We start from the raw sequence: 26,521 nt of genomic DNA, 5'->3' as shown, positions 1-26,521 counted from the left end.
ATCATTTTAAATTAATATCTAGATCCAAAATATTTTCTTTGATTCACTGTGATAAATAGGTTATTCTTAATGGGGTGGATTTATATTTGTAATTTTTCAAAAAAAAGAATAAAAAATAAAGGGGTTTGTAATTATTAAACGTATTAGTTGTATAGAAGTTGAACAAGGAATGACCGAAATAGAAAAAATAATCATTAAGTACTTGAACCGAGAGGCAGATAGTTCCGAGCTGGAAATTCTGGAAGAATGGATTAAAAAAGAGAAAGGGACAATTGTCTTCAATAATTTTGTTAAAATACATTATCTAAGTACACTTTCCATGGCAAAATACGATGTTGATAAAGCAAAAAAGGAAATAAGGAATAAGCTTAAGGTCGTTCGATGGAAAAATAAGACGAATCTATTTAAGCGAATGGCCGTTGCTGCTTCGCTAGTGCTGATACTTGGTGCTACCTTTTATCAGTTCTACTATATTGATAAGGTTGGTAAACCTGAATTTGAAAAACAATCCATTGTGATTGAGGCAGGTACAGATAAGGCTATTCTTACCCTGGAAAACGGGGATGAGGTGGCTTTGGAAAAAGGGAAAAAGTTTGAAACTGGAAAAGTCAAAAGCAATGGGGAGGAATTGGTATATGCCGATAAGGGGCAAAGTGATGCGATTGAAAAAGAGCAGTCTTATAATTACTTGACCATTCCAAGGGGAGGCCAGTTTTATGTCCAGCTATCTGATGGTACGGAAGTTTGGTTAAATTCTGAAACCAAATTAAAATATCCAGTGACCTTTGTAGAGGGTCTTACCCGCAATGTGGAACTACTCTACGGAGAGGCTTATTTTAAAGTTTCGCCAAGTACAGCTCACAAGGGATCAGCATTTCATGTGCTTACAAAATCTCAGGAAATAGATGTGTTGGGTACTGAATTTAATATCAAGGCCTATAATAGTGACCAGATAATGGCCACTACCTTGGTAGAAGGAAAAATTAGAATTAAAAAAGGAGAAGTAAATGAAATCCTAAAGCCCAGTCAACAAGCGAGAATTAATCAAGAAAGTGATAAAATAGTTGTACAGGAAATAGACGTGTCCCAGGAAATCTCATGGGTAAACGGTTTGTTTTCGTTCAATGAGAAACCTTTGGAGGAAATAATGACTGTCCTCTCTAGATGGTATGATACCGAGGTGATATTTGCCAATGCCAAACAAAAGCAATTTGTTTTTACGGGAATATTGGAAAGAACAGAGGCGGTAGATGACATTCTTAAGCTTATAGAAGCCACAAGCGAGGGTCAACTGCAATTTGAAATCAACGATAATACAATTATTATTAAATAAAAAAAGGAAAAGGCCAGCACCTTCCACAGCAATAGCCTTTTTCCAAGTAGATCAATTAAAACTATGTTTAACTAAACCAGTACAAATTTATGAAAATTAAATTAACCAAACGACCACCTTGCCCATTGGGCAAAGTTCTTTTACACCTTTTTATGAAATCCATTATTTTAATGTTCTGTTCGATTTCATTTGCACTAAGTCCCCTAAATGGTAAGGCCCAAGATGCTGAGATTATTATTGACACGGATATGTCCTTGACAATAAGGCAAGCATTTCGGCTGATCAATAAACAAACCGATTACAAGTTTATTTATAGGCATGACCTTATAAAAAAGGCCCCAAATATCGATTTAAAAAAGGGTGTCATTAAGGCTGGGGAGCTTTTGGAAAAATGCTTGTCACCCATAAGCTTTACGTATAACTTTACGGATGGAGGAACCATAGTCGTTAAAAAAAAGCAGGTAGATTCCACTATTAGCGAGTTGACGATAGTAGTAGATCAAAATATGCAATATCGGGTAAGTGGTACCGTGACGGATATGGGAGGTGTTCCTTTACCTGGGGCCAGTATTGTAGAAAAGGGCACAACCAATGGGGTTACGGCCGATTTTGATGGCAATTTTTATATTTCCACGGCTAACGGGAACGCCATTTTAGAGATTTCCTATGTTGGTTTTGCGAAAAAGGAGGTACCCGTTAAAGGGCAGACCAAAATTACAGTTAAATTAAAGGAAAGTGTATCGGACCTTGATGAGGTGGTGGTTATTGGTTATGGAACAGTAAAAAAGAGTGATTTAACAGGGAGTGTAGGAAGTGTGAAAATTGGGGAATTGGAAAAAACCCCGGTTGCGTCATTTGACGAAGCCTTAGCGGGTCGTATATCTGGAGTTTCTGTTGTTTCAGGAGATGGCCAGCCTGGAAGTCTTCCTGAAATAGTGATAAGAGGAGGAAACTCTCTTACACAAAACAATTCTCCTTTGTATGTTGTTGATGGTTTTGCGCTTGAAGATAATGACAACAATTCTATCAATACGTCAGACATAGAATCAATAGACATATTAAAAGATGCTTCTGCTACGGCAATTTATGGGGCACGTGGTGCCAATGGCGTAATAATGATTACTACTAAAAGTGGTAAAGAAGGTATGCCGACAATAAGCTTTGACAGGTATTTCGGATTGCAGAATGATTTGAAAAGGATAGAAACAATGGATCCTTATGACTTCGCTGTTTTACAGATGGAGATTGATCCAGTGAACTCACCTTATGTTTACTTGGAAAAACCAGGCAGAACATTGGAGGATTATAAAACGTACGAAAAGATTGATTGGTATGATAAGGTGTTGCGAACCGGTACTATGCAGAGTAATAATTTGTCAATTTCAGGAGGAAACGAAAAAACAAAGTATTATATGTCCGGTTCTTATTTAGAACAAGAGGGAATATTTATAAACACTGGGTTTGAACGATATCAGGGTAGAATTTCCCTTGATCAAGAACTTACTAGAAAATTGAAAGCAAAGGTCAATGTGAACTATAGTAAGAGCGAAAATTATGGAATCGTTGCTACTGACAATGGGGGGTCAACCAGTGCCAGTTTAATGTACAGTATCTGGAGTTATCGTCCGGTTACCACAGCGGATGATGTGAATCTAGAAGATCAATTGGTGGATCCAGAAGTTAATCCTGCAACAGATTACCGGGTAAATCCCGTTATCGAAGCTGAAAATGTATTACGTGAAAATATCTCTCGAAGTTTATTGGGTAATGCTTCATTGGAATGGGCTATTATAAAAGGATTGAAATTTCGGATTACAGGTGGAGCTAGTGATAATTTGCGCGAAATCAATGCATTTTATAATTCAGAGACACGATATGGTGGGCCCTATCATCCTCAGTCTCGCGGGCCAAACGGTTATCAAAAGTTTTATCGTAGTACGACCTTTTCAAATGAAAATCTCCTAACCTATAGAAATACCTTTAATAAGGTTCATTCATTGACTGTTATGGCAGGGTATTCACAACAGAAGAATAATAGTTCTATGTTTGGTGGTGAATCGGTTCAGATTACCGATGAAGAATTAGGTTTGAGCGGGCTGGATGTAGGTACGCCGACCTATATTTGGGCTTCTTCCTCCAATTGGGCATTACAATCTTATTTTGCTCGCTTAAATTATGATTATAAATCCAAGTACATTTTTACCGCTACGATTCGGGCGGATGGCTCATCTAAATTTTCACCAAAAAACAGATGGGGGTATTTTCCCTCGGCTGCATTGGCATATCGCCTGAGTCAAGAGAGTTTCATGAAACCTATCGAATTTGTTTCTAATGCTAAAGTCAGAATTGGATATGGGGTTACTGGTAATAATAGAGTTAGCGATTTCGCCTATTTATCGGGAATAGGAACAACAAACTATTCAGGGTATTCTTTTGGGGATGAAAATCCAGGTCGTGGTACCTATGTGTCTGGATTGGATAATGCCGCTCTTAAATGGGAATCCACTTCTCAATTGAATTTTGGACTTGATCTTGGTTTTTTTGAGAACAGGATTTCGTTCACAGGTGATTACTACTATAAGGAAACTAAGGATCTATTACTAAATGCCCAATTGCCTTATGCAACAGGTTTTTCAACGGCCTATAAAAACATAGGTTCTGTGTCAAACGAAGGAGTTGAATTAGCCTTAAACACGGTAAACATAGACAATGATAATTTTACGTGGAAGTCAGATTTTAATATTTCATTTAATCGTAGCAAAGTATTGGCATTGACCGATAATCAGTCCTCATTGACTTCTACTACACGTGCGGTTTATAACAGTAATCCAAGTTATATAGCCAAAATCGGTGGGCCGGTTGCCATGTTCTATGGGGTTTTGTATGAAGGAGTATATCAATATGAGGACTTCGACCAGTTAACTAACGGGAATTATGTTTTAAAGGAGGAAATTCCTGCCAACGGAAGTACACGAAGTAATATATTGCCAGGATATGCAAAGTACAAGGATATTGATGGGGATGGAAATATTAGTTTGAATGACTATACCGTTATGGGTAATCCAAATCCAGATTTTGTAGGTGGCTTTAACAATTCCTTCAACTATAAAAACCTTGACTTGAGTATCTTTTTCCAATTCTCTTACGGTAATGAGGTAATGAATGCCAATCGGTCGGTTTTTGAAGGTACCTTCTTAACAGGTAGAAACCAATATCAGAGTTATACGGATCGTTGGACCGAAGAAAATCAAACATCAAATATTCCTAGGGCAAAAGGAGAACCTCAACTCTTTTCAAGTAGAATAATTGAAGATGGATCTTTTCTTAGGTTGAAGACTGTTTCATTAGGGTATACAATCCCATCACAATTTTTGAAAGAATTGGGAATTCGAACTTTTAGGACTTACGTTTCTGCGCAAAATTTAATTACATGGACCGACTATTCTGGTGTTGATCCCGAGGTATCTACTCGGAATTCAGCCTTGACTCCTGGCTTTGATTACTCTCCTTATCCAAGACAAAGGACCCTAATCACTGGAATTAACATAAAATTTTAAGTTAAATCAAACTAAGTTTAATATTATGAAAAAATATATATACTCCATTTATATACTTCTTGTGGGGTTCATGACCTCATGTGTCAAACTAGATACAGAGCCAACGGACATGGCATCCTCACTTACCTATTTTAGCAATGACACAGAAATTGAATATGCACTTAATGCTGTATATGATAAAATTGGTTCCAATTATATATTTGGTGGAGGTGATTGTCTCTCAACTATATTTGACGCTACCGATCAGTTTTGGGGAAGTACAAGCCCTTCAATTGCAGTATATGATTATACAGCATCCGATGTTCGTGTAAGTATCATATGGAGGGATTTGTATACAGGTATTGAAAGGGCCAATATTTTGCTTAAAAATATTAATGATGCCGAAATGGATGAAGATCAAAAAATGGTAACTATTGGTGAAGCAAAATTCCTTAGGGCGTTTTATTACTTTATGTTGGTCCAAAATTATGGTGCCGTGCCGTTGAAAACAGAGCCTACGGAGTCGGCTAATGACGTGAGTTTTGCACGAACCAATGCCTCTGAAGTTTATGATTTCATCTATGCCGAAATGGTAGAAGCGGAATCTTTAGTGAACCCGATTACCGATTATTCCTATGCAGAGCGTGTTACAAAATCGGCAGTTCAGGGAATTTTGGCAAGGGTAAGTTTATATAGGGCCGGATTCCTGAATAGAAAAGATAAATCAGAAGATCAAATAAGGGAATACTATACCAATGCACTGTTTTGGGCAGAGAAAGTAATTAATTCAGGGTTGCATGACCTCAACCCCGATTATGCCCAAGTGTTTATCAATCTAATACAGGACAAGTATGATACAAAAGAAAGTATCTTCGAAATCGGTCATTTTACCGACGGTGCATCAGGAGTCTTTGGGTCATCAGAAATTGGGGATTTGGGGAATCATAATGGTATTCCCCAACAACTTACGCAATATGGATATTCTGGGGCACGATATAGATTACACCCTAAATTGTTCAAGACATTTGAGTACAATGAGGAATATCAGGATACGCGCAGGGATTGGTGCATAGCCGATTACCTGTTTGTCCGTAATTCCAATCCACCTGAAAAGGAATATTGGATCGATGAAGAAGGCGAGGCTTATGAAGACCCGAACAAATTAGTATATAGGCGAATCGGTAAATTTAGAAGGGAATATGAACTGGAAGAGGATAAAATCAAAAATTATAACTCAACCAACAACCCGGTATTACGTTTTTCAGATGTATTATTAATGGCCGCCGAAGCCGAAAATGAGTTGAATGGCCCAACGCCCAAAGCGCATCAATATCTTAATCGAGTACGGAACAGGGCTCAAATTTCTGAAATAGAAAATATTACATCGAAGGATGAGTTTCTAGAAATTATTCAAGATGAGCGGTATACCGAATTGTGTTTTGAAGGTTTTCGTAGAATGGATCTAATTCGATGGGGCATTTTGGTGGAGGAAATGAGTGAAATGGTTGATTTTAATAGGGCCAACGGATTGACTCATATTACTTTCAATCGGGCAGGGGTAAATATTTCGGAAAGGGATTATTACCTACCTATTCCAGTACGGGAAATTTCGCTTGATCCATTATTGACACAAAACCCAGGCTGGTAATTTTAATTTAAAGATTAAATAGAAATGAAAAATATATATTCGATTATAGTACTGGCAAGTGTTTTTTTTACCGCCTGCCAAGATGATAGTGTAGACATTCCTACTCTAAATGTTTCTGTGGATAAAACGGAGTATTTGGAAGGTGAGCTTGCCCAATTTCAATTGACGGGTAATGCGGACTTTGTTACTTTTTTTTCAGGGGAAGTGGGAAACCGATATGAATACTTCGAGCGTACTTCCGAAAAAGGGACCTCAATCTTGAGTTTCAAATCGGAGTTGGCAAATGGGACCCAAGAATCCTCCCTTCAATTATTGGTGTCCCAGGATTTCTCCATTGAGGGCATAAGGGATAGTGCTGCTGTGGCCCAGGGAATTACTACAGCCAATTGGTCAGATATTACCGATCGGGCAGCGTGGGCCAATAGTGGAGAAAGTAAAGCATCGGGAGACATTGATTTGACCGATTTTTCTGATAAACCCGTTTATTTGGCTTTTAAGTATAGGGGTTATCCGGGATCTGTTCAAAACAAATGGACCATTTCATCATTAGCCGTACGAAATAATCTACCGGATAGTACCTCGTATATCATTGCGAATCATGGTACCTCAACGATTAATAATTATGGGATTTCCTCCACGACAAGTCCAGGATGGATTAGCCGAAATATTGTCAATTCCTATAATTGGGCCGTGAGTTCCACTAATTTTGTGATTACGGGCTCCACTGATGAAGGTACGGCATCTGACGCAGAGGCTTGGTGTATATCCGGACCCATTGATTTGACCCATGTTACCTCAGATGTAGGAATATTGGTTAAGAATATGGCGGCATCAATGCCCGATTACGAATATCAGTTCAATACGGCCGGAGAATATAAGGTAACGTTTGTCGGGACGGCGAGCAATGTTTATGGAGAGGAAGCTGTGGTCAAAGAAATAAACATAGTTGTCCAACCCTTGGATGAATAGTATTTTCATAAGAATCGGTACATATGTGTACCGATTCTTTTCTTTCTTATAATTTACCTAGACACACAATTTTTTGTCTGGGGGATTTTGATTTATAAACAATCGGAACTCCTAGATAAAACCTATAAAGCCCGTATTCTATGAGGCCTAAGACTATTATGGCATATCGCGATGCTATCATGAAAAATCTTACTTTATTTCTTGTCCTTTTTTCGACTACACTTTTTGCCCAAGATCAAACATCTTATAAAGAACGTAAAGGTCAGGTTATTGGTTCACTAAAAGATGTTACACTTGTTGAAAGGGGAAAACATGGTCTTCCCAAAGCCATTGCACGTCTCGAGTCCAATCCGCAGGACGAAGGGGCATTGACCTATATAACCAACAATCTTGACAATAGGCATCAAAGCATGTTTGATTTTCCAGGGATGGCGCTTGCCCTTTGCCGATACTGGGACAGCTTCAATGAAAAGCAGTTGAAAAAAATAAAAAATAATTTGGAGCGATTGGCCAAATCCGATAAAGAGAATGGTGAAGGATTCTTGGGACATGGGACCGAGAACCATGCCACGATGATGTGGACCAGTGCCTACCTTTTTGGGCAGTTGTTTCCGGATGCTCATTGGGCCAATGGCATGAGCAGTGAGGAACTGATGGCCGATATGAAGGAGCGTTTGCGAAAGACCTTTAAAAACGTTTATGATCACGGGTATACAGAATACTTGTCAACCACTTATGAAGTGGTAATGAACTTCCCGGTGGAAATCTTATTGGAGTATGCAGAGGATCCTGAAGTCAAGGCCATAGCCGAAGCCTTTATGCTCTACAAATGGTCTTTATTGTCCTTGAACAATTTCGATGGGACCATCATGGCCCCCTATGCACGTATGAATACACAGCAGGACCATCTTTCCGATGAGAGTTATATTTCGGCCACTTCCTATTACAATTGGTTGATGTGGGGCTGGGGTCCTGCAACAGTGAATGTAAAGATAAACCAGTTTGAAGATTTTCAGGAAGCGAGCTATACCATTTTTGCGGCACTGTCGGGAGTGGTGCCACCTAATGTTTTTTTTCGCATAGCCGGTAATGATTCTGGTCCATTTGAATTAAAATCCTCAGCCGCTACTTTTGGACACCATGGTTCAGGGATTCCACATCAGATGATGCGCAAGGTATTTCGCAACAAGACTTATGCCATCGGCACCGGAAATTTTCGCTGGGTGCCTGGAGGGGATTATGCCGATCACGATGCCAATGGGTTCAACATTGTGTATCAGAGCCCTGACCGCTTCAATTATATCAATTGCTTTCACCCCTATTGGTATAGCGACGGTGACGAAAAGGACCGAACCGCGGATACTTGGTACAAAGGGACCAACTCCCCCTTTCAACAGACCGCCCATTCCAAGAATACGGTAATCACCCTATTCAATATTCCGGAAAAGGATCCGTGGGTTAATACGCCTAGTGCGTCCAAATGGGCCTGGCGCGATGGTCATGCAGACAATCTGATAAAAAGGGGAATGTTTCGCTATCCAAAATCAATAGATGAAAAAGTGGAGGAAAACGGCTGGATCTTTCTTCGGGAAGGGGATACATTTATTGGCATAAGACCCCTTAAAAGTTATTATGAACAGACCGATTTAAAAGGTAAAGGGTTGGATGGTTTTAATATTGTCAAGAGTGATCATGCCCAAACTGGGTTTGTATTTGAGCTTGGTAGTAAAAAGGAATCGGGCAGCTTCGAGCATTTCAGAGGTATATTAAAAAGGAATCGACTTTCCATCAATTGGGAAACCAAGAGCGTTACCTATGTCGACTCTCAAAAGGAGAAACTACAAATTCAATATCAGGAAGGTCTGCCCATTGCCCCCGAAAATGAGATGCCCGAGCACTTGATGAGAAAAGGTATTAATGGGCTGGCCGAATCAATCCCTGTGGTAAAGATAAAAAACAAGAAGGACATAGGGTATCGGAAGTGGCCCATGATTGAAAGTCCCTCTATAAATATGGGAAACTGTACCCTTAAAATAATTGACGGGGACACTAATATCACGGTCAATTGGCAGGGTAACATCCCAGTTATCAATAAAAATTAAACGTATCTCTAAAAAAAAGTAAAATGAAAAATATTGTACTTATTCTGATTGCCTTTGGATTTACCTTTTTTGTAAGGGCAGAAGTAGCTCTTCCCAATATATTCAATGATAATATGATGTTTCAAAGGGATAAACCGGTAAAAATTTGGGGCAAGGCGGATGCTGCAGAAAAAATTGAGGTTGCTTTTAATGGGCAGCTACTTAAAACTCAGGCTAATCCAAGTGGGAAATGGGAGGTAACCTTAAAACCCATGACTTATGGCGGCCCATATTCGCTAATCGTTAAAGGTGAGAATACAATTGTTCTCCAAAATATATTGATTGGGGACGTATGGATATGCAGTGGGCAGTCTAACATGGAATTTCCTGTTAAATACGTTAAAGATGCTAAAAGCGAGATGGCAAAGGCAAATTATCCTGAAATACGATCATTTACGGTAAAGCGGAATATGGCCTATTATCCATTGGAAGGCTTGGAGGGCGATTGGACGGAATGCAATCCCGAGACCGTGGGGCAGTATTCAGCAGTGGGGTATTTCTTTGCGCGAAAGGTCCATGAAGAGACAGGAATCCCCATTGCGCTTATCAATACCTCATGGGGAGGTACTCAAATTGAAACTTGGACCGATACGAAAGCTTACAAAAAATTACCCGCAGAATATTGGGAACACTATCAAGATGGTGTTTTTGGTAAGGATTCAGTTAGGTTTATCGCCTCTCAGGAAAAAGCACAAAAATCATTTTACGAAGCGAAGCGAATTATGGAGGACAGCAAGGATGAGCGGTATTTTTTCCCACGCAAAACTTCCGAATTTAAAACGTGTAAAATGCCACTGCGATGGGACCGGTCTGAGCTAAAGAATATTGATGGGGTCGTGTGGTTTTATACCTCGATCGATCTGCCTGCTACGGCCGTTCCAAACATTGGCATCCTCAACTTAGGGCCCATAGACCAAAAGGACATGGTTTGGATCAATGGAAAAAGCGTAGGGGGTTCGGAGACCTACATGGAGGAACGCAGCTATAAAATTCCTAAAGGTATTCTGCAGGAAGGCAACAACACCATAGCAGTAAGGCTCGACGACAACGGCGGAAACGGAGGCTTTGTGGGCAAGGAAGAAGACCTATTCCTGCAACTTGATAATAAAAAGTATTCTTTGGCGGGCGATTGGACTTATAGAAAAGGGATTACGAGTGATATGTTCAACTATGAGCCCAATGCCCGGAATTTATATCCCGGACTCCTTTATAACGCCATGATAAATCCATTACTGCGATTTAAGATAAAAGGGATACTCTGGTACCAAGGAGAACACAATGTTGGCAGATCACGGCAGTATCGCACGCTGTTCTCCAATATGATTAAGGACTGGCGCAAAAAATGGAGAGAAGACCTTCCTTTCTATTGGGTTCAGCTCCCCAACTATATGAAAACCGATGAAAAGCCTAAAAGAAGTGCATGGGCTGAACTTAGAGAGGCTCAAACCGCAGCGTTGGCACTCCCGAAAACTGGGGAAGCCGTAATTATCGATGTGGGAGAAGCAGATGATATCCATCCAAAGAACAAACAGGATGTAGGTTTACGCTTGGCATTGATTGCCTTGAACAAAGATTATGGGAGGAAACATCTAGTTTACTCCGGACCAACTTTAAAATCTGTAAAATTCAGGGGTAGCAAAGTAATAGTCTCATTTGATCATACAAAGTCTGGCTTAAAGACAATTGATAGTTCATCACTAGTAAAAGGTTTTGCCATTGCTGGTGCAGATAAGAAGTTTGTCTGGGCAAAGGCTAAAATTGTAAAGGATAAGGTAATCGTTGAAAGTGACCAGATTGTAAAACCTTTATTTATTAGATATGCTTGGGGAAATAATCCTGAGACAAATTTGTATAACAATGAAAATTTACCAGCCTGCCCGTTTAGAACAGATAACTTAAGCCAATAAAACAGGATTTAATCATGAAGTTTAAATTTAGTTTATGGATGATTTTAATTCAGGTTTTGGTCGGTAATTCACAAGAAAAAGGGTTAGGTGAACCTTTGAATAATTTTTGTTCTTGCAACACTCGGAGAGATGACCATCTATTTAAAACGAGTAATTAGGTGAGGTGATACTGGCCGAATCTAAATAAATAAAATTAAATGAATACGGAACGATTTTTCGTGCTGCTAGTGACAATTCTACTGGGTGTGAATCTTTCAGGGAAGGACATCTATGTTTCTGTAGATGGAAACAATGCCGCACCAGGCACTAAGGACCAGCCATTAGCAAGTTTATATGGTGCCCGAGACCTTATAAGACAAATAAGGGAAACCAACAACCTGAAGGAAGAAATTCGAGTCATTATTTCTGGTGGAACATATTTCATGACCGAGCCTCTAGAGTTGACAGGGGTCGATTCGGGGCGCACCGATTCGCCCGTTATTTTTATGGCTGCTAAAGGCGAAGTACCGGTTTTTGTGGGAGGCATACAAATTAAGAATTGGGAGAAGGTAACGGATGGATTGTGGAAGGCCAAGGTGCCACAAGTAAGCCAGTATGGATTGTATTTTGAGCAGTTGTATGTGAACGGGAACCGTGCGGTTCGGGCAAAATCACCCAATAAAGGATTTTATTATGTGAAGGAAGTTGAAGAAACGGTAATAGATCAAGGGAGGGACCGTATTCCTGCCATGGCCGTGCAAAATTTAAAGCTTTTTCCACCGGCAGCTTCAGATTTTTCTACATTCTCCAAAAATGATTACCACGATGCCCTGGTCACTTTTTATCATAAATGGGACAATACGCGCAAACGGGTAACTTCCTTTAGTGCCGACAGTTCAGCCGTTTGTATCGTGGGCACAGGAATGAAGCCTTGGAATAAATTGGATAGTACCACACGGTTTACGATTGAAAACTATGAAGCTGCGTTGGATACCTACGGGGAATGGTTTCTACAGCGAAATGGAGATTTGTTTTATATGCCTAGGCCTGGGGAAAATATGGCTGATGTTAAAGTATACGCACCTTTAACCGAACAATTTTTGGTAATAAAAGGATCTGAGGAAAAAGTGGTACGGAATCTTCGGTTTGAAAACCTACGTTTTGAGGTGGCCGGGTATCGCACGCCGTTATGGGGAAACGAAGCCGCTCAAGCGGCCGCCCCTATAGAAGCGGCAATTATGTTGGATTATGCACAGGAAATCGATTTTAGCAATTGCAGGATCAGCCATACGGGAACCAATGCTTTTTGGTTTAGGAAGGCCTGTGCCAATAGTTCCGTTACTCACTGTTACCTAAACGATCTGGGGGCCGGGGGCATAAAAATAGGAGATCGTCAAATTCCTGACAATCCAGACGATTTAACCCGGAATATCACGATCGACAATAATATCATCCGATCCGGAGGGTATGTTTTTCCATGTGCCGTGGGCGTCACAATTTTTCATGCCAGCGATTCTAAAATCTCTCATAATGAGATCGCCAATTTTCGGTATTCAGGAATTTCCGTCGGATGGGTTTATGGTTATTCCGAAAGTCCTAGCAAACGAAATACCATTGAATACAATCATATTCATCATTTGGGATGGGGCGATTTGAGCGATATGGGAGGTGTCTATTGTCTGGGGAAATCCGAGGGAACATCGGTCAACAATAATGTTATACATCACGTGTATTCATATGATTATGGCGGTTGGGGTTTATACACCGATGAAGGGTCTACCGGGATCATGATGGAGAACAACCTGGTTTATGCGTGTAAAAGCTCGGCGTTCCATCAGCACTTCGGCAAAAATAACACCATCAAGAATAATATTTTCGCGGCTAATATAAGAGCCCAGTTACAGGCGACCCGTGTTGAGGAACACCTTTCATTTAGTTTTATCAACAATATTGTATGGTATAATAGCGGAACCTTGTTGAGTAGCCGGTGGGGCAAATTCAATATACACACCGATAAAAATTGCTATTGGGATACTAGAACCAAAGACATACGCTTTGGTAAACTAGCGTTTAAAGAATGGCAGGAAAGCGGGAAAGATCGCAACTCGATCATTGCCGATCCGGATTTTGTGGATCCACAACATTTTGATTTCAGAATACAAAATAAAGCATTGATGCGAAAGATTGGTTTTATGCCTTTCGATTATACAAAAGCTGGTGTCTATGGTTCCCATGAGTGGAAGGAATTGGCAAAATTTGACCCAGAATTGGCTAATAAATTTGATGGGATGGTGAAAATAATAGAACAGCGTGCCAATGTACAAAAATGAAAATTTACCAGCCAGCCTTTTTAGAACAGATAACTTAAACCAATAAATACAGTACTTAAATATGAAGATTAAATTTAGTTTATGGATACTTTTAATTCAGGTATTGATCGGTTATTCACAAACAAATGGGTTAGGTCAACCTTCTGACCTTTTTGGGCAATATCTTACCATGGAGCCTCCTGAGATTATAAAGGATTTGGGAGAAGAAAATGAAAATGGAGTGAAACTTAGAAAAGTGATTTTTCATTCGTACTTCTATAATGACAAAGGGAAGAAAAAAAATGCCGAGATTTTCGCGGCTATTGCCCGTCCAGCGAAAGAAGGTAAATACCCTGGTCTACTTGCTTTGCACGGTGGTGCTGGGTATGCAGAAATTAGTAGGGCCAAAAAATGGGCGGCTTTAGGTTATATTGTTGTCGTTTTGGACGAACCAGGGGTTGCCGATCCTGATAAAATACCATTGTCCCGTGGTCCATGGGAAAATTATAAATACGGTGAAAATCGATTTGTAGTTAGGCCAGACCTAAAATCCAGTACCCTGTTTTCTGCTGTTCTCGCTTCAGTTCAGGGGCTGTATTTATTGAATTCCCAATCAGATGTTATTAAAAATAAAATTGGGATAACGGGTGTTTCTTGGGGGGGGTATCTGACTACTTTTATTTCCGGATTGGCAAATTCAACCATAACAGCTTCTTTTTCGGTTTTTGGAAGTGGTTTTTACGATGAGGGATCTACTTTCTTAAAAAATCTTGATTCGATGAGTTCTGAAGATCGTTCATTATGGCTGCAGTACTTGGATGCAGGTAGGGTAACCAAGAATATTAAAACTCCATTTTTTATTGCGGCAGCAGCCAATGATAATTGGTTCTATCCCCCAGCGGTTTCCCAAACCCTTACCTCAATGAAAGGGAATACAAATCATTTATTTGCCCCTAACAATTCACACAAAATAGAACTTCCAGGGGGTACGCAGGGTAAAAAATCTGGAGAGCCCGGTTGGTTATCCATGGAGAGGGTATATTTTGATTATTATTTGAAAGGCATAGGGAAACCGCTTCCAAAGATTACAAAGATTAAGACTACAAAATTAAAAAATGGCAAGATTAAAGTCCGGTTCAAGGTAAATAGCATATTACCAGTTGAAAAGCCAACTGTTAGTGTTAGTCAAGATAGTAATGTTTGGCCTAAAAAGGTTTGGGATTCGGTCGATGCCGATAATCTGAACAATGGTTGGTTTGAAGTGATAATACCCAGAGAGGAGGCGAGAGGTGCATTTTTTTGCTTTGCCTCAATTTCAGATTCCAGACCTGTTACGGTATCCAGTAAAATTCTAAGAATTAATTGATTTATATATTATAAAAATCTTCAATATGAATAAAAAAACATTGACCATTTTCTTTTCTCTTTTGATTACACTTTCAGTATCGAGTCAGCGTAGTTATAATTTAAAACGATTTCCGGAAGGAAAAACACCACAGGAAATTGGCTTTCGTATTGCGGAAAAGTTTTTGAACACTTCCCATTCCCAGTATGGAAATACGAATCCACCTAAACCACCAACACAAATCACCTATCCAGATGTATGTACATGGCTAGGAGGGATGTGGTTTGCGGAAGCAACAAAAAATGATATTCTTTTTAATCGTTTTGAGAGTCGTTTTCATCCATTGCTTAATGAAGACATGAAGCTTCTTCCAAAACCTAACCATGTGGACAACAATGTTTTCGGGGCAGTACCTCTGGAATTGTATCTGAAAACAGGGCAGAAAAAATACCTGGATATGGGGTTAAAATATGCTGACAGCCAATGGGTTTCACCTGAGAATGCTAAGGACGAACAAAAAGAATGGGCAGATAAAGGATATTCTTGGCAAACCCGTATTTGGATTGATGATATGTTCATGATTACCGCTATACAGGCACAGGCCTATAGGGCCACCAAGAATCGTGAATACGTGGACCGAGCGGCAAAGGAAATGGTGTTGTACCTCGATGAGATACAGTTGGGTAACGGACTTTTTTATCATTCACCCGATGCACATTACAGTTGGGGCAGGGGAAATGGATGGATGGCAGTAGGTATGGCCGAAATTCTTCGAATACTACCAAAAGATAATTCCGATCGGACACGAATCATGGCGGGCTACCAAAAAATGATGTCGGCCTTACTCAAATATCAGGAGAATGATGGTATGTGGCGGCAGATTATAGATGATGAAGAAGCTTGGAAAGAGACTTCGGCAACAGCCATGTTTACGTATGCGATGATTACCGGTGTAAAAGAAGGCTGGCTTAACAAAAAAACCTACGGCTCCGCGGCACGAAAGGGCTGGTTGGCCTTAATAGAATACATTAATACTAATGACGAATTGACTGAGGTCTGTGCCGGGACCAACATTATGAACAGCCGAGACCATTATATGAACCGTCCGCGTATTGTGGGTGACCTGCACGGTCAAGCCCCTTTACTCTGGTGTGCTACAGCGCTATTAAGGTGAGTTTAATTGAAAATTATTTAAAAAGGATAGTATGAAAAAAAAGATTCTTCTTGTTGTTTTGCATTTAGTTATGGTTTCTTCTGGTTTCTCACAGAAAAAGACCATCACCTATAAATTGATTGAAAATCTGTCCTATGCCGACGTCTACGAGGGAGAAAAGGACGATTATATGAAAGAGCGTTGCAAACTGGATATCTATTATCCCGAAAACCAAAAAGATTATGCAACGGTAGTTTGGTTCCATGGTGGCGGTTTGACAGGAGGGGAGAAATCCATTCCCAATGATTTAAAAAATAAAGGCAATGCAGTAGTTGCTGTTAATTATCGGTTGCACCCCAAAGTGAAATGCCCAGTCTATATAGAGGATGCTGCAGCTTCCGTTGCCTGGGTTTTTAAAAATATTGAAAAATACGGTGGCAACCTCAATAAGATTTTTGTTTCAGGGCATTCGGCTGGAGGTTATTTGGCCAGTATGGTAGGCCTTGACAAGAGTTATTTGGCCAAGTTCGGTATCGACGCGAATTCAATTGCAGGACTGATTCCTTTTAGTGGGCATACCATTACCCATATGACCGTACGGAAGGAAAATGGTGTAGGCAACAAGCAACCCGTGGTCGATAAATATGCACCTTTGTTTCATGTGCGTGCCGATGCCCCGCCATTGGTTCTAATAACCGGCGGCCGAGAGATTGAGATGTTGGGCCGCTATGAAGAAAATGCCTATATGTACAGGATGATGAAAGTTATGGGACATAAAGAGACAAGCCTCTATGAGATGCCCGGTTTCGACCACGGAACGATGGCATGGCCGGCCAGTCATATCTTACAAAAACATATCTTGAAAATTTTAAAATCGAAATAAGACTGAAGAGGGTAAAGAGCAAGATAGTCCTTTAAAATCAAAGGGCGAGACATTCAATTTTATCCCAATCGTTAAAAAGTATAAAGTGTATGAAAATAATATTTGTTTATTTCTTATTAGTAGCTAATGGTTTATTAGCACAAGAAATTAGTTGTGATAATCAGTCGATTGTTGAAGCATATAAGCTTGCCATATCTACTGTAGATATAAACACGCGTAGTGGAATTCTTGCGGCAGGCGGGGGTTATGGAGGTGAATGGACACGCGATATTGCGATAAATTCATGGAATGGTGTAAGCCTTTTAAGGCCAGAAGTTGCGGAGAAATCATTGTGGAGCGTAACCCTCAAGGATAAAACGATTGGACACCAATATTGGGACAAAATGCTTTGGTCAATTGCAGTTTTAAACCATTATAAGGTAACCGGTGATCTTGAATTTTTAAGGAAGGCCTATAAATATTCCGCTAATACAATGAACCAATTAGAAGATATAGCTTTTGATTCAGATTATGGGTTATTTACCGGTCCCTCCGTATTTAATGATGGTATAGCCGGATACCCCGAACCTATTTTTGAACCATCGAACAAAGCTTCTAATATTCTGAAGTTTAAAAACTCTTCTAAAATAAAATGTTTAAGTACGAATAGTGTTTATTATGGCTCATACCAATCCTTAATTGAAATGGGCCAAATCTTGAACGTAAATAGTTCAGTGATTAAGGATTATAGTGAGAAATCGAAAAAATTGAAAACCAATATTCTAAAGTATTTTTATTCTGAAAAAGAACATGCGTTGTATTATTTAATTGATCAATTGGGTAAGGTTCACAAATACCAAGAGGGTTTAGGAATATCATTTGCAACAATATTTGGAATTCTAAATAAAAGTCAAGCATCAGATGTAATTCGAAATGCACACGTTTCTAAATATGGTATAACTTCAATTTATCCTGATTTCCCAAGATATTCAGCAGAAAAACCAGGTAGGCATAATAATATTATTTGGCCGATGGTAAATGGTTTTTTTGCAAAAGCATCAATAATCGCCGGAAGTAATACAAATTTTGATTTTGAGTTGAATGCCTTAACACATTTAGTATTGGATGAAGATAAAGGCAATTATAACTTCAGGGAAATATTTAATCCTTATACAGGAGCACCCGATGGCGGATGGCAATGTGACCATCAGTGGGACTCTGTAAGTATACAAAGTTGGTCAGCTACGGCCTATATTGATATGATATATTTTGGTTTGGCCGGAATAAGGCTGGAAAACAATGGGATTGTTTTCGCTCCTTATTTACCCGAGAATATTCATTATTTGCAGTTGAATGATGTTGTTTATCGTAATTCAACGCTTAATATAACTTTATTAGGTAATGGAAATAAAATCAAATCATTTATGTTGAATGGTCGACAGATTGATGATTATAAAATTGATTCAAATATTAAAGGTGAAAACACATTAATCATTGAATTGGAGTAGTCAATATTCACGACTTTTTTACCTGAATGAATTGGAAAGGGGTCGGAAGCATAAGTTTATTTAAAATGGAAAGTATATAAAATCAAACTAATCATGAAAAAACCTGAACTTTACAGTAAAATGTTGCTAGTGGCAATCGTAGGCTTGTTCCTCAGTTGCAACCAAGCAGAAAAAGACAACACACCATGGAAACCCCTGTTCAATGGTGAAAATCTAAACGGATGGAGCCAAAAAGGTGGTGAGGCCAATTATACCGTTAAAGACGGTATGATAATAGGCAGTACCGTACACGACACTCCAAATTCTTTTTTAACGACAAATGACATGTATTCCGACTTTATCCTTGAGGTGGATTTTAAAGTGGATTCGAGCATGAATTCGGGCATACAGATTCGAAGTAATAGTTTTCCTTATTATAAGAACGGACGCGTTCATGGTTATCAAATTGAAATCGACCCTTCCGAAAGAGCTTGGAGCGGCGGTATTTATGATGAGGCCAGACGTGGCTGGTTGAATACCATGGATGGTAATCCGGAAGCCCAAAAAGCATTTAAACAGAACGAATGGAACCATTATCGAATTGAGGCCATTGGGGATACCATTAAAACATGGGTGAACGATGTACCAGCTGCCCATTTGATCGACGATAAAACCGACAGCGGTTTTATTTGTTTACAAGTCCATAGCATCCATGATGATAAGGAGGCCGGAACGAAAATTATCTGGAAAAACGTGAATATACTAACGGATAGTCTATCACAATATTCCAAAAAGACCCCCATTAAACCAATCATCACGAAAAACCAGTTGACCATTGATGAAAAGAAAAATGGCTGGAAATTACTATGGGATGGCAAGACAACGAACGGTTGGCGTGGTGCCAAATTGGAAGGTTTCCCTGAAAAAGGATGGGTTATCGAAGATGGTGTGCTTAGTGTGTTAGCATCCGGAGGTGGAGAATCCAGAGCGGGTGGCGATATTGTAACCAATGAATTGTTCAGTGATTTCGAATTCATGGTCGATTTTAAATTAACTCCCGGTGCAAATAGCGGTATTAAGTACTATGTGGATACAGAGTTGAACAAAGGAGCCGGGTCTTCCATTGGTTTGGAATATCAAATATTGGATGATGATCTGCATCCGGATGCAAAATTAGGAAATCATGAAGGGAGCCGAACAGTTAGTTCCCTGTATGATTTGATAAAAGCCGATACAAACAAACCCGTTAACCCTATCGGTGAATGGAACACGGCACATATTATTTCAAAAGACAACCATGTGGAACACTGGTTGAACGGTATGAAGGTTTTGGAATATGAACGGAAAAGTGATGCTTACAAAAAACTGGTTTCCGAAAGTAAATATGTAAAATGGCCAAATTTCGGTGAATTGGAAAAAGGACAAATATTATTACAAGACCACGGAAATCTGGTTTCTTTTAAGAACATAAAAGTCCGACCCCTTAAATAATCACAAAAACCATACGCAATGAGTTCAAACAGAAGAGATTTTATAAAAAAAACCGCAATGGGTGTAGTTGGAGTCACATTTGTATCTAATAGCGCTAATGCCATGTCCGCTAAAAGTTACAATAGAATAATAGGGGCCAATGATAAGATAAATGTTGCCATACAGGGCTTGGGAAGACGTTATGGCTCCTACATGAATCCCATAATAGATAAAAAAAACAATATAGAATTAAGCTATTTATGTGATGTCATGAAAAGCCAACGCGATAAGGCTGCTACATACGTTTCACAAAACAGCCATCATAAGCCAAAATTGGAAAACGATATTAGAAAAATCCTTGATGACAAAAAAGTTGATGCCATTTTCATGGCCACACCGGACCATTGGCATGCACCAGGTGCATGTATGGCAATGCAAGCTGGAAAACATGTGTATCTGGAAAAACCTTGTAGTCACAATCTTAAAGAAGGTGAACTGTTGGTCGCTTATCAAAAGAAATATGATAAAGTAGTACAAATGGGGAACCAACAGCGTTCTTCATTACAGTCCCAAGAAATCATCAAGGAAATCCACAACGGTATTATTGGGGACGTTTACAACGCGATAGCTTTCTACACTAATAAAAGGGGCCGTGTACCAAATCAAGTACAAACAAACCCACCTGAGGGTCTGGATTGGGATTTGTTTCAAGGTCCCGCCCCCAGAAGACCATATACGGACAACACTTGGGACTATAACTGGCACTGGTACGGATGGGATTATGGTACTGCAGAAATGGGGAACAACGCTACTCATGAATTGGATATTGCCCGTTGGGCCTTAGATGTAAAATACCCTGAACACGTTGAAGTGAAATCCGGAAAATTCCATTATAAAGATGATGGTTGGGAAATGTATGACACTATGGAGGCTACCTTTCGTTTTGCCAACAATAGGACCATTCAATGGGACGGCCGAAGTAGGAACGGTTACGATAAATATGGCTTCGGTAGAGGTACGTTAATTTTTGGTTCAGAAGGTTCGGTTTTCATAGATAGGGATGGTTATAAATTATATAACCTAAAGGGGGAATTGATAAAAGAAAATGTAATTTCCGGACTTGAAAATGGAAATACCTTAGGCGGTGGTGGTGGTCTTACGGTAGCACACACCCTCAACTTTTTTGACAATATAAGAGGAAGGGCCGAACTAACCTCCCCAATTGAACAAGGTGCGATAAGCCAAATGCTGACACATTATGCAAATATTGCTTCCAGAATAGATCAGTCATTTGAAGTTGATGAGAATACAGGCCGTATTTTTAATAGGGAAGCCATGAAATTATGGTCAAGAACCTATGAACCTGGCTGGGAGATAAAACCTGTTTAGTCTTTTTTTTAAATGAACCGTAATTTTTTGCCTGAAACCCAAAGAATAAAACATGAAACGAAGAGAGTTTATAATCAAAGGCTCTATGACGACTGCTGCAATTTCAACATCGGCATTTGCCATGGGCAAGGCTTTTGATTTTAAAAATGCAAATGAAACTTTGAACATCGGTGTTATCGGTACTGGAGATAGAGGTACCGGTCTTACCCATAATATAAATACAATTGATGATTTTAATGTTATCGCATGCTGTGATGTTTTGCCATTTCGATTGGAAAATGGTTTGAAAACCGTGGAAGGTAAAGCAAAAGGATATAAAGACTATAGAAGTCTATTGGACAATAAAGACATTGATGCTATACTGGTCACAACTCCTTTTAATATGCACTCTAAAGTGGCCATGGATGCCCTTGATGCTGGGAAACATGTCTATTGCGAGAAAACCATGGCAAAAGGTTACGCCGCCATAGATAATTTAGTGGAAATGGCGAAACAATACAGTAGTCTCACCTTTCAAACCGGACATCAATACCATAGTTCTAGATTGTATACCCATGTAGTAAATCTCATCAAAGAAGGTAAAATAGGAAAAATTGCAGCTTTTGAATGCCAATGGAACCGTCATGGTAATTGGAGAAGATCTGTGCAAAGTCCGGAATTCGAAAAATTGATTAATTGGCGCATGTATCGTGAATTTTCGGGAGGTCTTGCTGCCGAACTTTGCTCGCACCAAATTGATTTTGTCAATTGGGTGCTCGGTGAAACCCCAACACAGGTTATGGGAACAGGAGGAGTAGACTATTGGAAAGACGGACGTGAAACTTACGACAATATCCACTTAATATATAATTATGCCAGTGGAGTGAAAGCTAAATTCACGTGTCTAACTTCCAACGCAAAAGATGGCTATCAAATAAAAGTTATGGGAGACAAAGGCACAATCGTTTTAAATTACGCAAAAGTTTGGTTTTATCCAGAAGGAGGGAAAAAAGAATTAGGTGTTGTTGATGGTGTTTCCGGAGCAACCACTAAGTGGAACAAAAATTTGGGGTTCCCAATAGAAATTGAACACAAAGAGCCAAGCCTACAGGCTCTAGTTGATTTTAGGGACAACGTAATTGCAAACAAAACACCCATTTCAGGAATCGCCACTGGTGCCAACACTGCTAAATGTATTCAAATGGGACTGGATGCTATGTATAATAATGAAATCATCAAAGCCCCTTCTTTTTTCAAGTATTCCTAATATAATGAAAAACACCCTTCTATTTAATGTTGCAAATAGTAAAGGGCAGGACAAGGCAGAAAAGCCAGATTTAAAAAACTCTTTTTTTCAGCCTAAAAACATTGTTGAAATAAATGAAGGTAATTACTTTATTGATTTTGGAAATGCTTTTTTTGGTACCGTACAAATTAGGGCCAAACAAAGCCAAAGAGATTCCCTCATAATCCATTTTTGGGAGGAATTAGCCTCCCCCAATAAGATAGGCCGGAATCCAGGGGCTACGATACGTTACCGAAAACCGAAACTTAAAAACTTAGATGCCACCCCCCCCCTGTTAATGTAGTCTTCGACCTATATAAAAGGAACACCACGGGGGCATCCATCTTGTTACCTGATAGTATCGGAGTTGTAATATTAATTGAATAAAAATTTAAATGAACTATTTTATGAAAAAACTAACAATCAATTTTTATGGTTTACTATTAATTCTACTTTTTACGCTTCCGGCGAAAGCGTTTACCAACAGTATACATAATAAGGCATCGGATACAATTCGCATTTTAACCATAGGTAATAGCTTTGCGGATAATGCCAGCAAATATTTGAAACAAATTTCCGAATCGGTGAAGGGGTGCGAAATTATTATTGGCAAAGCCAATATTGGAGGATGCAATTTGGAAAAACATGCAGAACTTATAGAGCAAAGTGAACTGGATTCCACAATTAAACCGTACAGTGGTAAGTCATTAAAAGAATGGCTGTTAACTGATGATTGGGATATAGTTACCATTCAACAGGTAAGTACTCTTAGCTTTAAAACCGAATCATTTCAGCCTTATGCTGATAAAATCAGGGATTATGTAAGTAAATATGCACCGCAGGCCAAAATTTATATTCATGAAACCTGGGCATACGCACCGGATTGTCCCCGTTTGGATGGGTTTGGGATTACATCGAATCAAATGTACGAAAGGTTGAAAAAGAATTATATAACCCTTTCCCTAAGATATAATTCAGTCATTTTGCATTCAGGTGATGCCTTTAATCGTTCTTTCAAGAAAAGGAAAGGTCTTGATCTTTGGAGTTTGAATGATCGGTATCATGCCAATATAAACGGCTGCTACCTTGCTGGAAGTGTTTGGTTTAAAGAGTTGTTTGGAAAATCACCAAAGAAAATAAGATATAAACCAGATGAAATGTCCAAAAAAACTGCTCGCTTTTTAAGAAGAATAGCAAAAAAAAGTTAGGTCCTCCACTGTGATATTTATTAAAACCATCACATTGTTTTTTAAAGAAAACCGATTAAACAAAACTATTCAAATATGAAGCGAAGAACATTTTTAGAAACACTACCTACAGTAGGTGTTGGGCTTGGCCTTTGGACCTCAACTGCATGCAATTTGTTTTCGAATGGCAACTATAAAGGAACCCAACATATTAACTTAAGAATTATTTCTTCAAATCCTATCAATATTCCTCAAGGAAAAAGAGTAGCCTTTGGATGGTCGGCAACTGGCATAAGGCCTAATGATTCAATCGTTTTAAAGCCAGAAAAAGATCTTCCCGAAGCAAACCTCTTTTTACGAATTTCAACAGCACAAGAAACTTGGGATAAAAAATTGGTACATGTTAAAATAGTTGGTAAGAATACTGCCTTGGGAATAATTGATATAAGGGGTTCTTCCGTACTGGTTCCCTACGAACTGGAAATTGATAAAAAACATGTAAGATCCATCAATGAACATGGTCTGGAGCTTTTATTGGAGGCCTCCGAACCATTCTGGATTTTTAATCAGCAATCAAGGGATATGGATAATGGCTCTTTTTGTCCACACCTTCTTGCTACTACAGAGGCGCATGGTTCCGTTCAGGATTTCTTGGACCGTTTCATGTCGGTCAACTCCATTCAGGCGTTTGGCTGGCGTGAAGGAACCGTCCTTGATGGTCTGTGGCAGCTATATTCGCAAAAGGGGGAGAAAAATGCATTGGAAGTCATCAAAAAGCATTTGAAATTGTTTTTCGATGAAAATAAAAACCTGATTTATGAAAATGCGCGGAGTATTCCCAAATTGAATCAGATGGACGGAATTGAATCAACTATTCCTTTTGCAACGTTAGCGCGGATAGATTCGAACCATCCGATTTTAAAGACGGTAGTCAAGGCTTGGGACACATATACCAAGGAAAACGGGATGGTTACCGATGGTATGACTCGGACTGCAGAGGGTTGTTATACAGTGGCCTACCCGATGGCAGTTGTTGGGAGGTTATGGAAACGAAAAGATTTAATGCACAAAGCAATGGACCAACTCCGTCATAGGTTGGTTTTGATTGACGGCGGTAATTTTTATTTGCGCTATAATGAGCGGGAAAAAACGTTTCGGAATTGGGCACGAGGTGCTGCTTGGTTCTTACTGGGCTTTGTTAGGACGATTTCTGAATTGAAGGAAGAGTTCATGGATGAAGAAATTATAGGGAAATTTAGGGAAGGGGTTGATATAACAATATCGATGCAACAAAAGGATGGTCTATGGAATTGCTTCATGGATCAAGATGTGGCTCCCGATACCTCAGGTTCTGCGGGCATTTCGGCAGCAATCGCTACAGGAGTGGAAAACGGTATTTTGAACCCATCATATAATAAAGCTGTCGAAAAATGCTGGAAAGGCTTGCAGAACTACATTACGCCAGATGGCTTCCTCAAGGGAGCGGCCCAGGATAACAGGGGCGGAATCGGATTACAGCAAAGTGACTATCGGGTAATTGCCCAAATGGGAATGGGCATGATGGCTCAATTATACGCCTTTAGACAATAACGGTGAATTAGAGGGGCCTATGTATTCAGATAGTTCCTTGTATAATAAAAAGAATATAAAAACAATTCAATAAATATGCGTCTAATAATAGTAATAATCGCCATATGTATCAATTTCAATATTTGTGCACAAAACAATACCGATGTAAGTCTGTTTTTTAAAAAGGATAGTACCAAACTTCTTAATGAAGTAAACTCCAATGAAGGTGATTTATTTAATGAGTTAGGGCATCATGGACCTGCCATTGAAAATGAGTGGTTGGGTTTTAGAATTTATTTCAATAAGTTGGCCGCTATTGATATTTACTCTAAAACGAATAAGGGATTAGAGTTGGGTAAAGCGAAATGGTACCCAAACGCGGAACAACAAAAAAATGGATGGGGAGCGGATTATTATAAAGCAGGAAATACGGTTGGACTTGGGGGTGTACGTTTATGGGATGGAGAAAAAGTAGTACCATTAAACCCCGTAAGTAAAAGGTCTGCACGAGTGGTAAAGGAAGGAACTACCTCTTATATGGAAATGTTTTCGGAAGGGGTGCCCTATAAAAACACCAAGGTAGATGTGTTGGTCAGGGTTACCGTTTTTTCGGGGGTTAGAAAAGCCAAGGTAGAGGCTTTTGCCCTTACATCGGAACCGGTGCAATTCGTAACCGGAATTAATCATCATCCAAATCAAAAAGTAAAAAAAGAATTTAATTATTTCATTACGTGGGGTTTACATCCCGAGGATGTGGCCTTGGAAAAAATAGAGATAGGAGCGGCAATAATGTTCAATCCTAATAATTTCATTAAAAAAATCGAGAAAGAAGATGAATACTTACTTATTTCCAAACCTACTAAACGAATTGAAAGCTGGATAACTTCAGCCAATGGAAAAGAAGGCGATGTCAATAATTTTGAAAGGTTTGTAAAGTATGTTGAGAAAGAATCAAAATTCAATTGAATCAAGC

At 39.3% G+C, this 26,521-nt stretch carries 18 protein-coding genes; all 18 read left to right on the top strand.

The genetic code is table 11. From position 1 onward, the window contains the following. The first annotated feature begins 169 nt into the window (after positions 1 to 169). The 18 genes from HPE56_RS08295 to HPE56_RS08210 all read left to right on the top strand — a co-directional run bounded on the left by HPE56_RS08295 (position 170) and on the right by HPE56_RS08210 (position 26,514). Positions 170 to 1,333, top strand: coding sequence for a FecR family protein (locus tag HPE56_RS08295; protein ID WP_188243307.1), 1,164 nt, complete (start codon positions 170 to 172; stop codon positions 1,331 to 1,333). 89 nt (positions 1,334 to 1,422) lie between these two features. After that, entirely contained in the window at positions 1,423 to 4,890 is a 3,468-nt protein-coding gene (locus HPE56_RS08290; protein ID WP_223170242.1) for a SusC/RagA family TonB-linked outer membrane protein, read from the top strand. Between the two features lie 25 nt (positions 4,891 to 4,915). Then, on the top strand, positions 4,916 to 6,517 hold the full coding sequence (locus HPE56_RS08285) for a RagB/SusD family nutrient uptake outer membrane protein (RefSeq protein WP_188243306.1): 1,602 nt from the start codon (positions 4,916 to 4,918) through the stop codon (positions 6,515 to 6,517). Positions 6,518 to 6,541: 24 nt separating this feature from the next. Continuing rightward, on the top strand, positions 6,542 to 7,486 hold the full coding sequence (locus tag HPE56_RS08280) for a DUF5017 domain-containing protein (protein ID WP_188243305.1): 945 nt from the start codon (positions 6,542 to 6,544) through the stop codon (positions 7,484 to 7,486). A 140-nt stretch (positions 7,487 to 7,626) separates the two neighbouring features. Next, positions 7,627 to 9,588, top strand: coding sequence for a hypothetical protein (locus HPE56_RS08275; RefSeq protein ID WP_188243304.1), 1,962 nt, complete (start codon positions 7,627 to 7,629; stop codon positions 9,586 to 9,588). A 23-nt stretch (positions 9,589 to 9,611) separates the two neighbouring features. Beyond that, positions 9,612 to 11,534, top strand: coding sequence for a sialate O-acetylesterase (locus HPE56_RS08270; RefSeq protein ID WP_188243303.1), 1,923 nt, complete (start codon positions 9,612 to 9,614; stop codon positions 11,532 to 11,534). Positions 11,535 to 11,731: 197 nt separating this feature from the next. After that, entirely contained in the window at positions 11,732 to 13,843 is a 2,112-nt protein-coding gene (locus HPE56_RS08265) for a right-handed parallel beta-helix repeat-containing protein (RefSeq protein ID WP_188243302.1), read from the top strand. Positions 13,844 to 13,904: 61 nt separating this feature from the next. Then, on the top strand, positions 13,905 to 15,188 hold the full coding sequence (locus tag HPE56_RS08260) for an alpha/beta hydrolase family protein (RefSeq protein WP_188243301.1): 1,284 nt from the start codon (positions 13,905 to 13,907) through the stop codon (positions 15,186 to 15,188). A 25-nt stretch (positions 15,189 to 15,213) separates the two neighbouring features. Beyond that, a complete protein-coding gene (locus tag HPE56_RS08255; RefSeq protein ID WP_188243300.1) occupies positions 15,214 to 16,341 on the top strand; it encodes a glycoside hydrolase family 88/105 protein in 1,128 nt (375 codons plus the stop codon). 31 nt (positions 16,342 to 16,372) lie between these two features. Further along, positions 16,373 to 17,203, top strand: coding sequence for an alpha/beta hydrolase (locus tag HPE56_RS08250; RefSeq protein ID WP_188243299.1), 831 nt, complete (start codon positions 16,373 to 16,375; stop codon positions 17,201 to 17,203). A gap of 89 nt (positions 17,204 to 17,292) precedes the next feature. Continuing rightward, positions 17,293 to 18,690, top strand: a complete 1,398-nt coding sequence (locus tag HPE56_RS08245) for an MGH1-like glycoside hydrolase domain-containing protein (protein WP_188243298.1) — start codon at positions 17,293 to 17,295, stop codon at positions 18,688 to 18,690. A 93-nt stretch (positions 18,691 to 18,783) separates the two neighbouring features. Then, on the top strand, positions 18,784 to 20,160 hold the full coding sequence (locus HPE56_RS08240) for a 3-keto-disaccharide hydrolase (protein WP_188243297.1): 1,377 nt from the start codon (positions 18,784 to 18,786) through the stop codon (positions 20,158 to 20,160). 18 nt (positions 20,161 to 20,178) lie between these two features. Continuing rightward, the gene (locus HPE56_RS08235) at positions 20,179 to 21,528 is read left to right on the top strand and encodes a Gfo/Idh/MocA family protein (RefSeq protein ID WP_188243296.1); all 1,350 of its coding nucleotides are present in this window, start codon (positions 20,179 to 20,181) and stop codon (positions 21,526 to 21,528) included. A gap of 52 nt (positions 21,529 to 21,580) precedes the next feature. Beyond that, entirely contained in the window at positions 21,581 to 22,774 is a 1,194-nt protein-coding gene (locus tag HPE56_RS08230; RefSeq protein ID WP_188243295.1) for a Gfo/Idh/MocA family protein, read from the top strand. Positions 22,775 to 22,778: 4 nt separating this feature from the next. Then, positions 22,779 to 23,096, top strand: a complete 318-nt coding sequence (locus HPE56_RS08225) for a family 78 glycoside hydrolase catalytic domain (protein WP_188243294.1) — start codon at positions 22,779 to 22,781, stop codon at positions 23,094 to 23,096. A 103-nt stretch (positions 23,097 to 23,199) separates the two neighbouring features. After that, positions 23,200 to 24,000, top strand: a complete 801-nt coding sequence (locus tag HPE56_RS08220; protein ID WP_188243293.1) for a DUF4886 domain-containing protein — start codon at positions 23,200 to 23,202, stop codon at positions 23,998 to 24,000. 75 nt (positions 24,001 to 24,075) lie between these two features. After that, complete coding sequence (locus tag HPE56_RS08215) at positions 24,076 to 25,569, top strand: glycoside hydrolase family 88 protein (protein ID WP_188243292.1); 1,494 nt, start codon at positions 24,076 to 24,078, stop codon at positions 25,567 to 25,569. Between the two features lie 75 nt (positions 25,570 to 25,644). Then, positions 25,645 to 26,514: a DUF4861 family protein gene (locus HPE56_RS08210; RefSeq protein ID WP_188243291.1), complete on the top strand. Its 870-nt coding sequence runs from the start codon at positions 25,645 to 25,647 to the stop codon at positions 26,512 to 26,514. The last annotated feature ends 7 nt before the right edge of the window (positions 26,515 to 26,521 follow it).

The sequence above is a fragment of the Maribacter aquimaris genome, from assembly GCF_014596745.1.
In the GTDB taxonomy this organism is placed as follows: Bacteria; Bacteroidota; Bacteroidia; order Flavobacteriales; family Flavobacteriaceae; genus Maribacter_A; species Maribacter_A aquimaris.
Note: the sequence above shows the minus strand (reverse complement) of the source record. Positions and strands in the feature narration are given on the sequence as shown.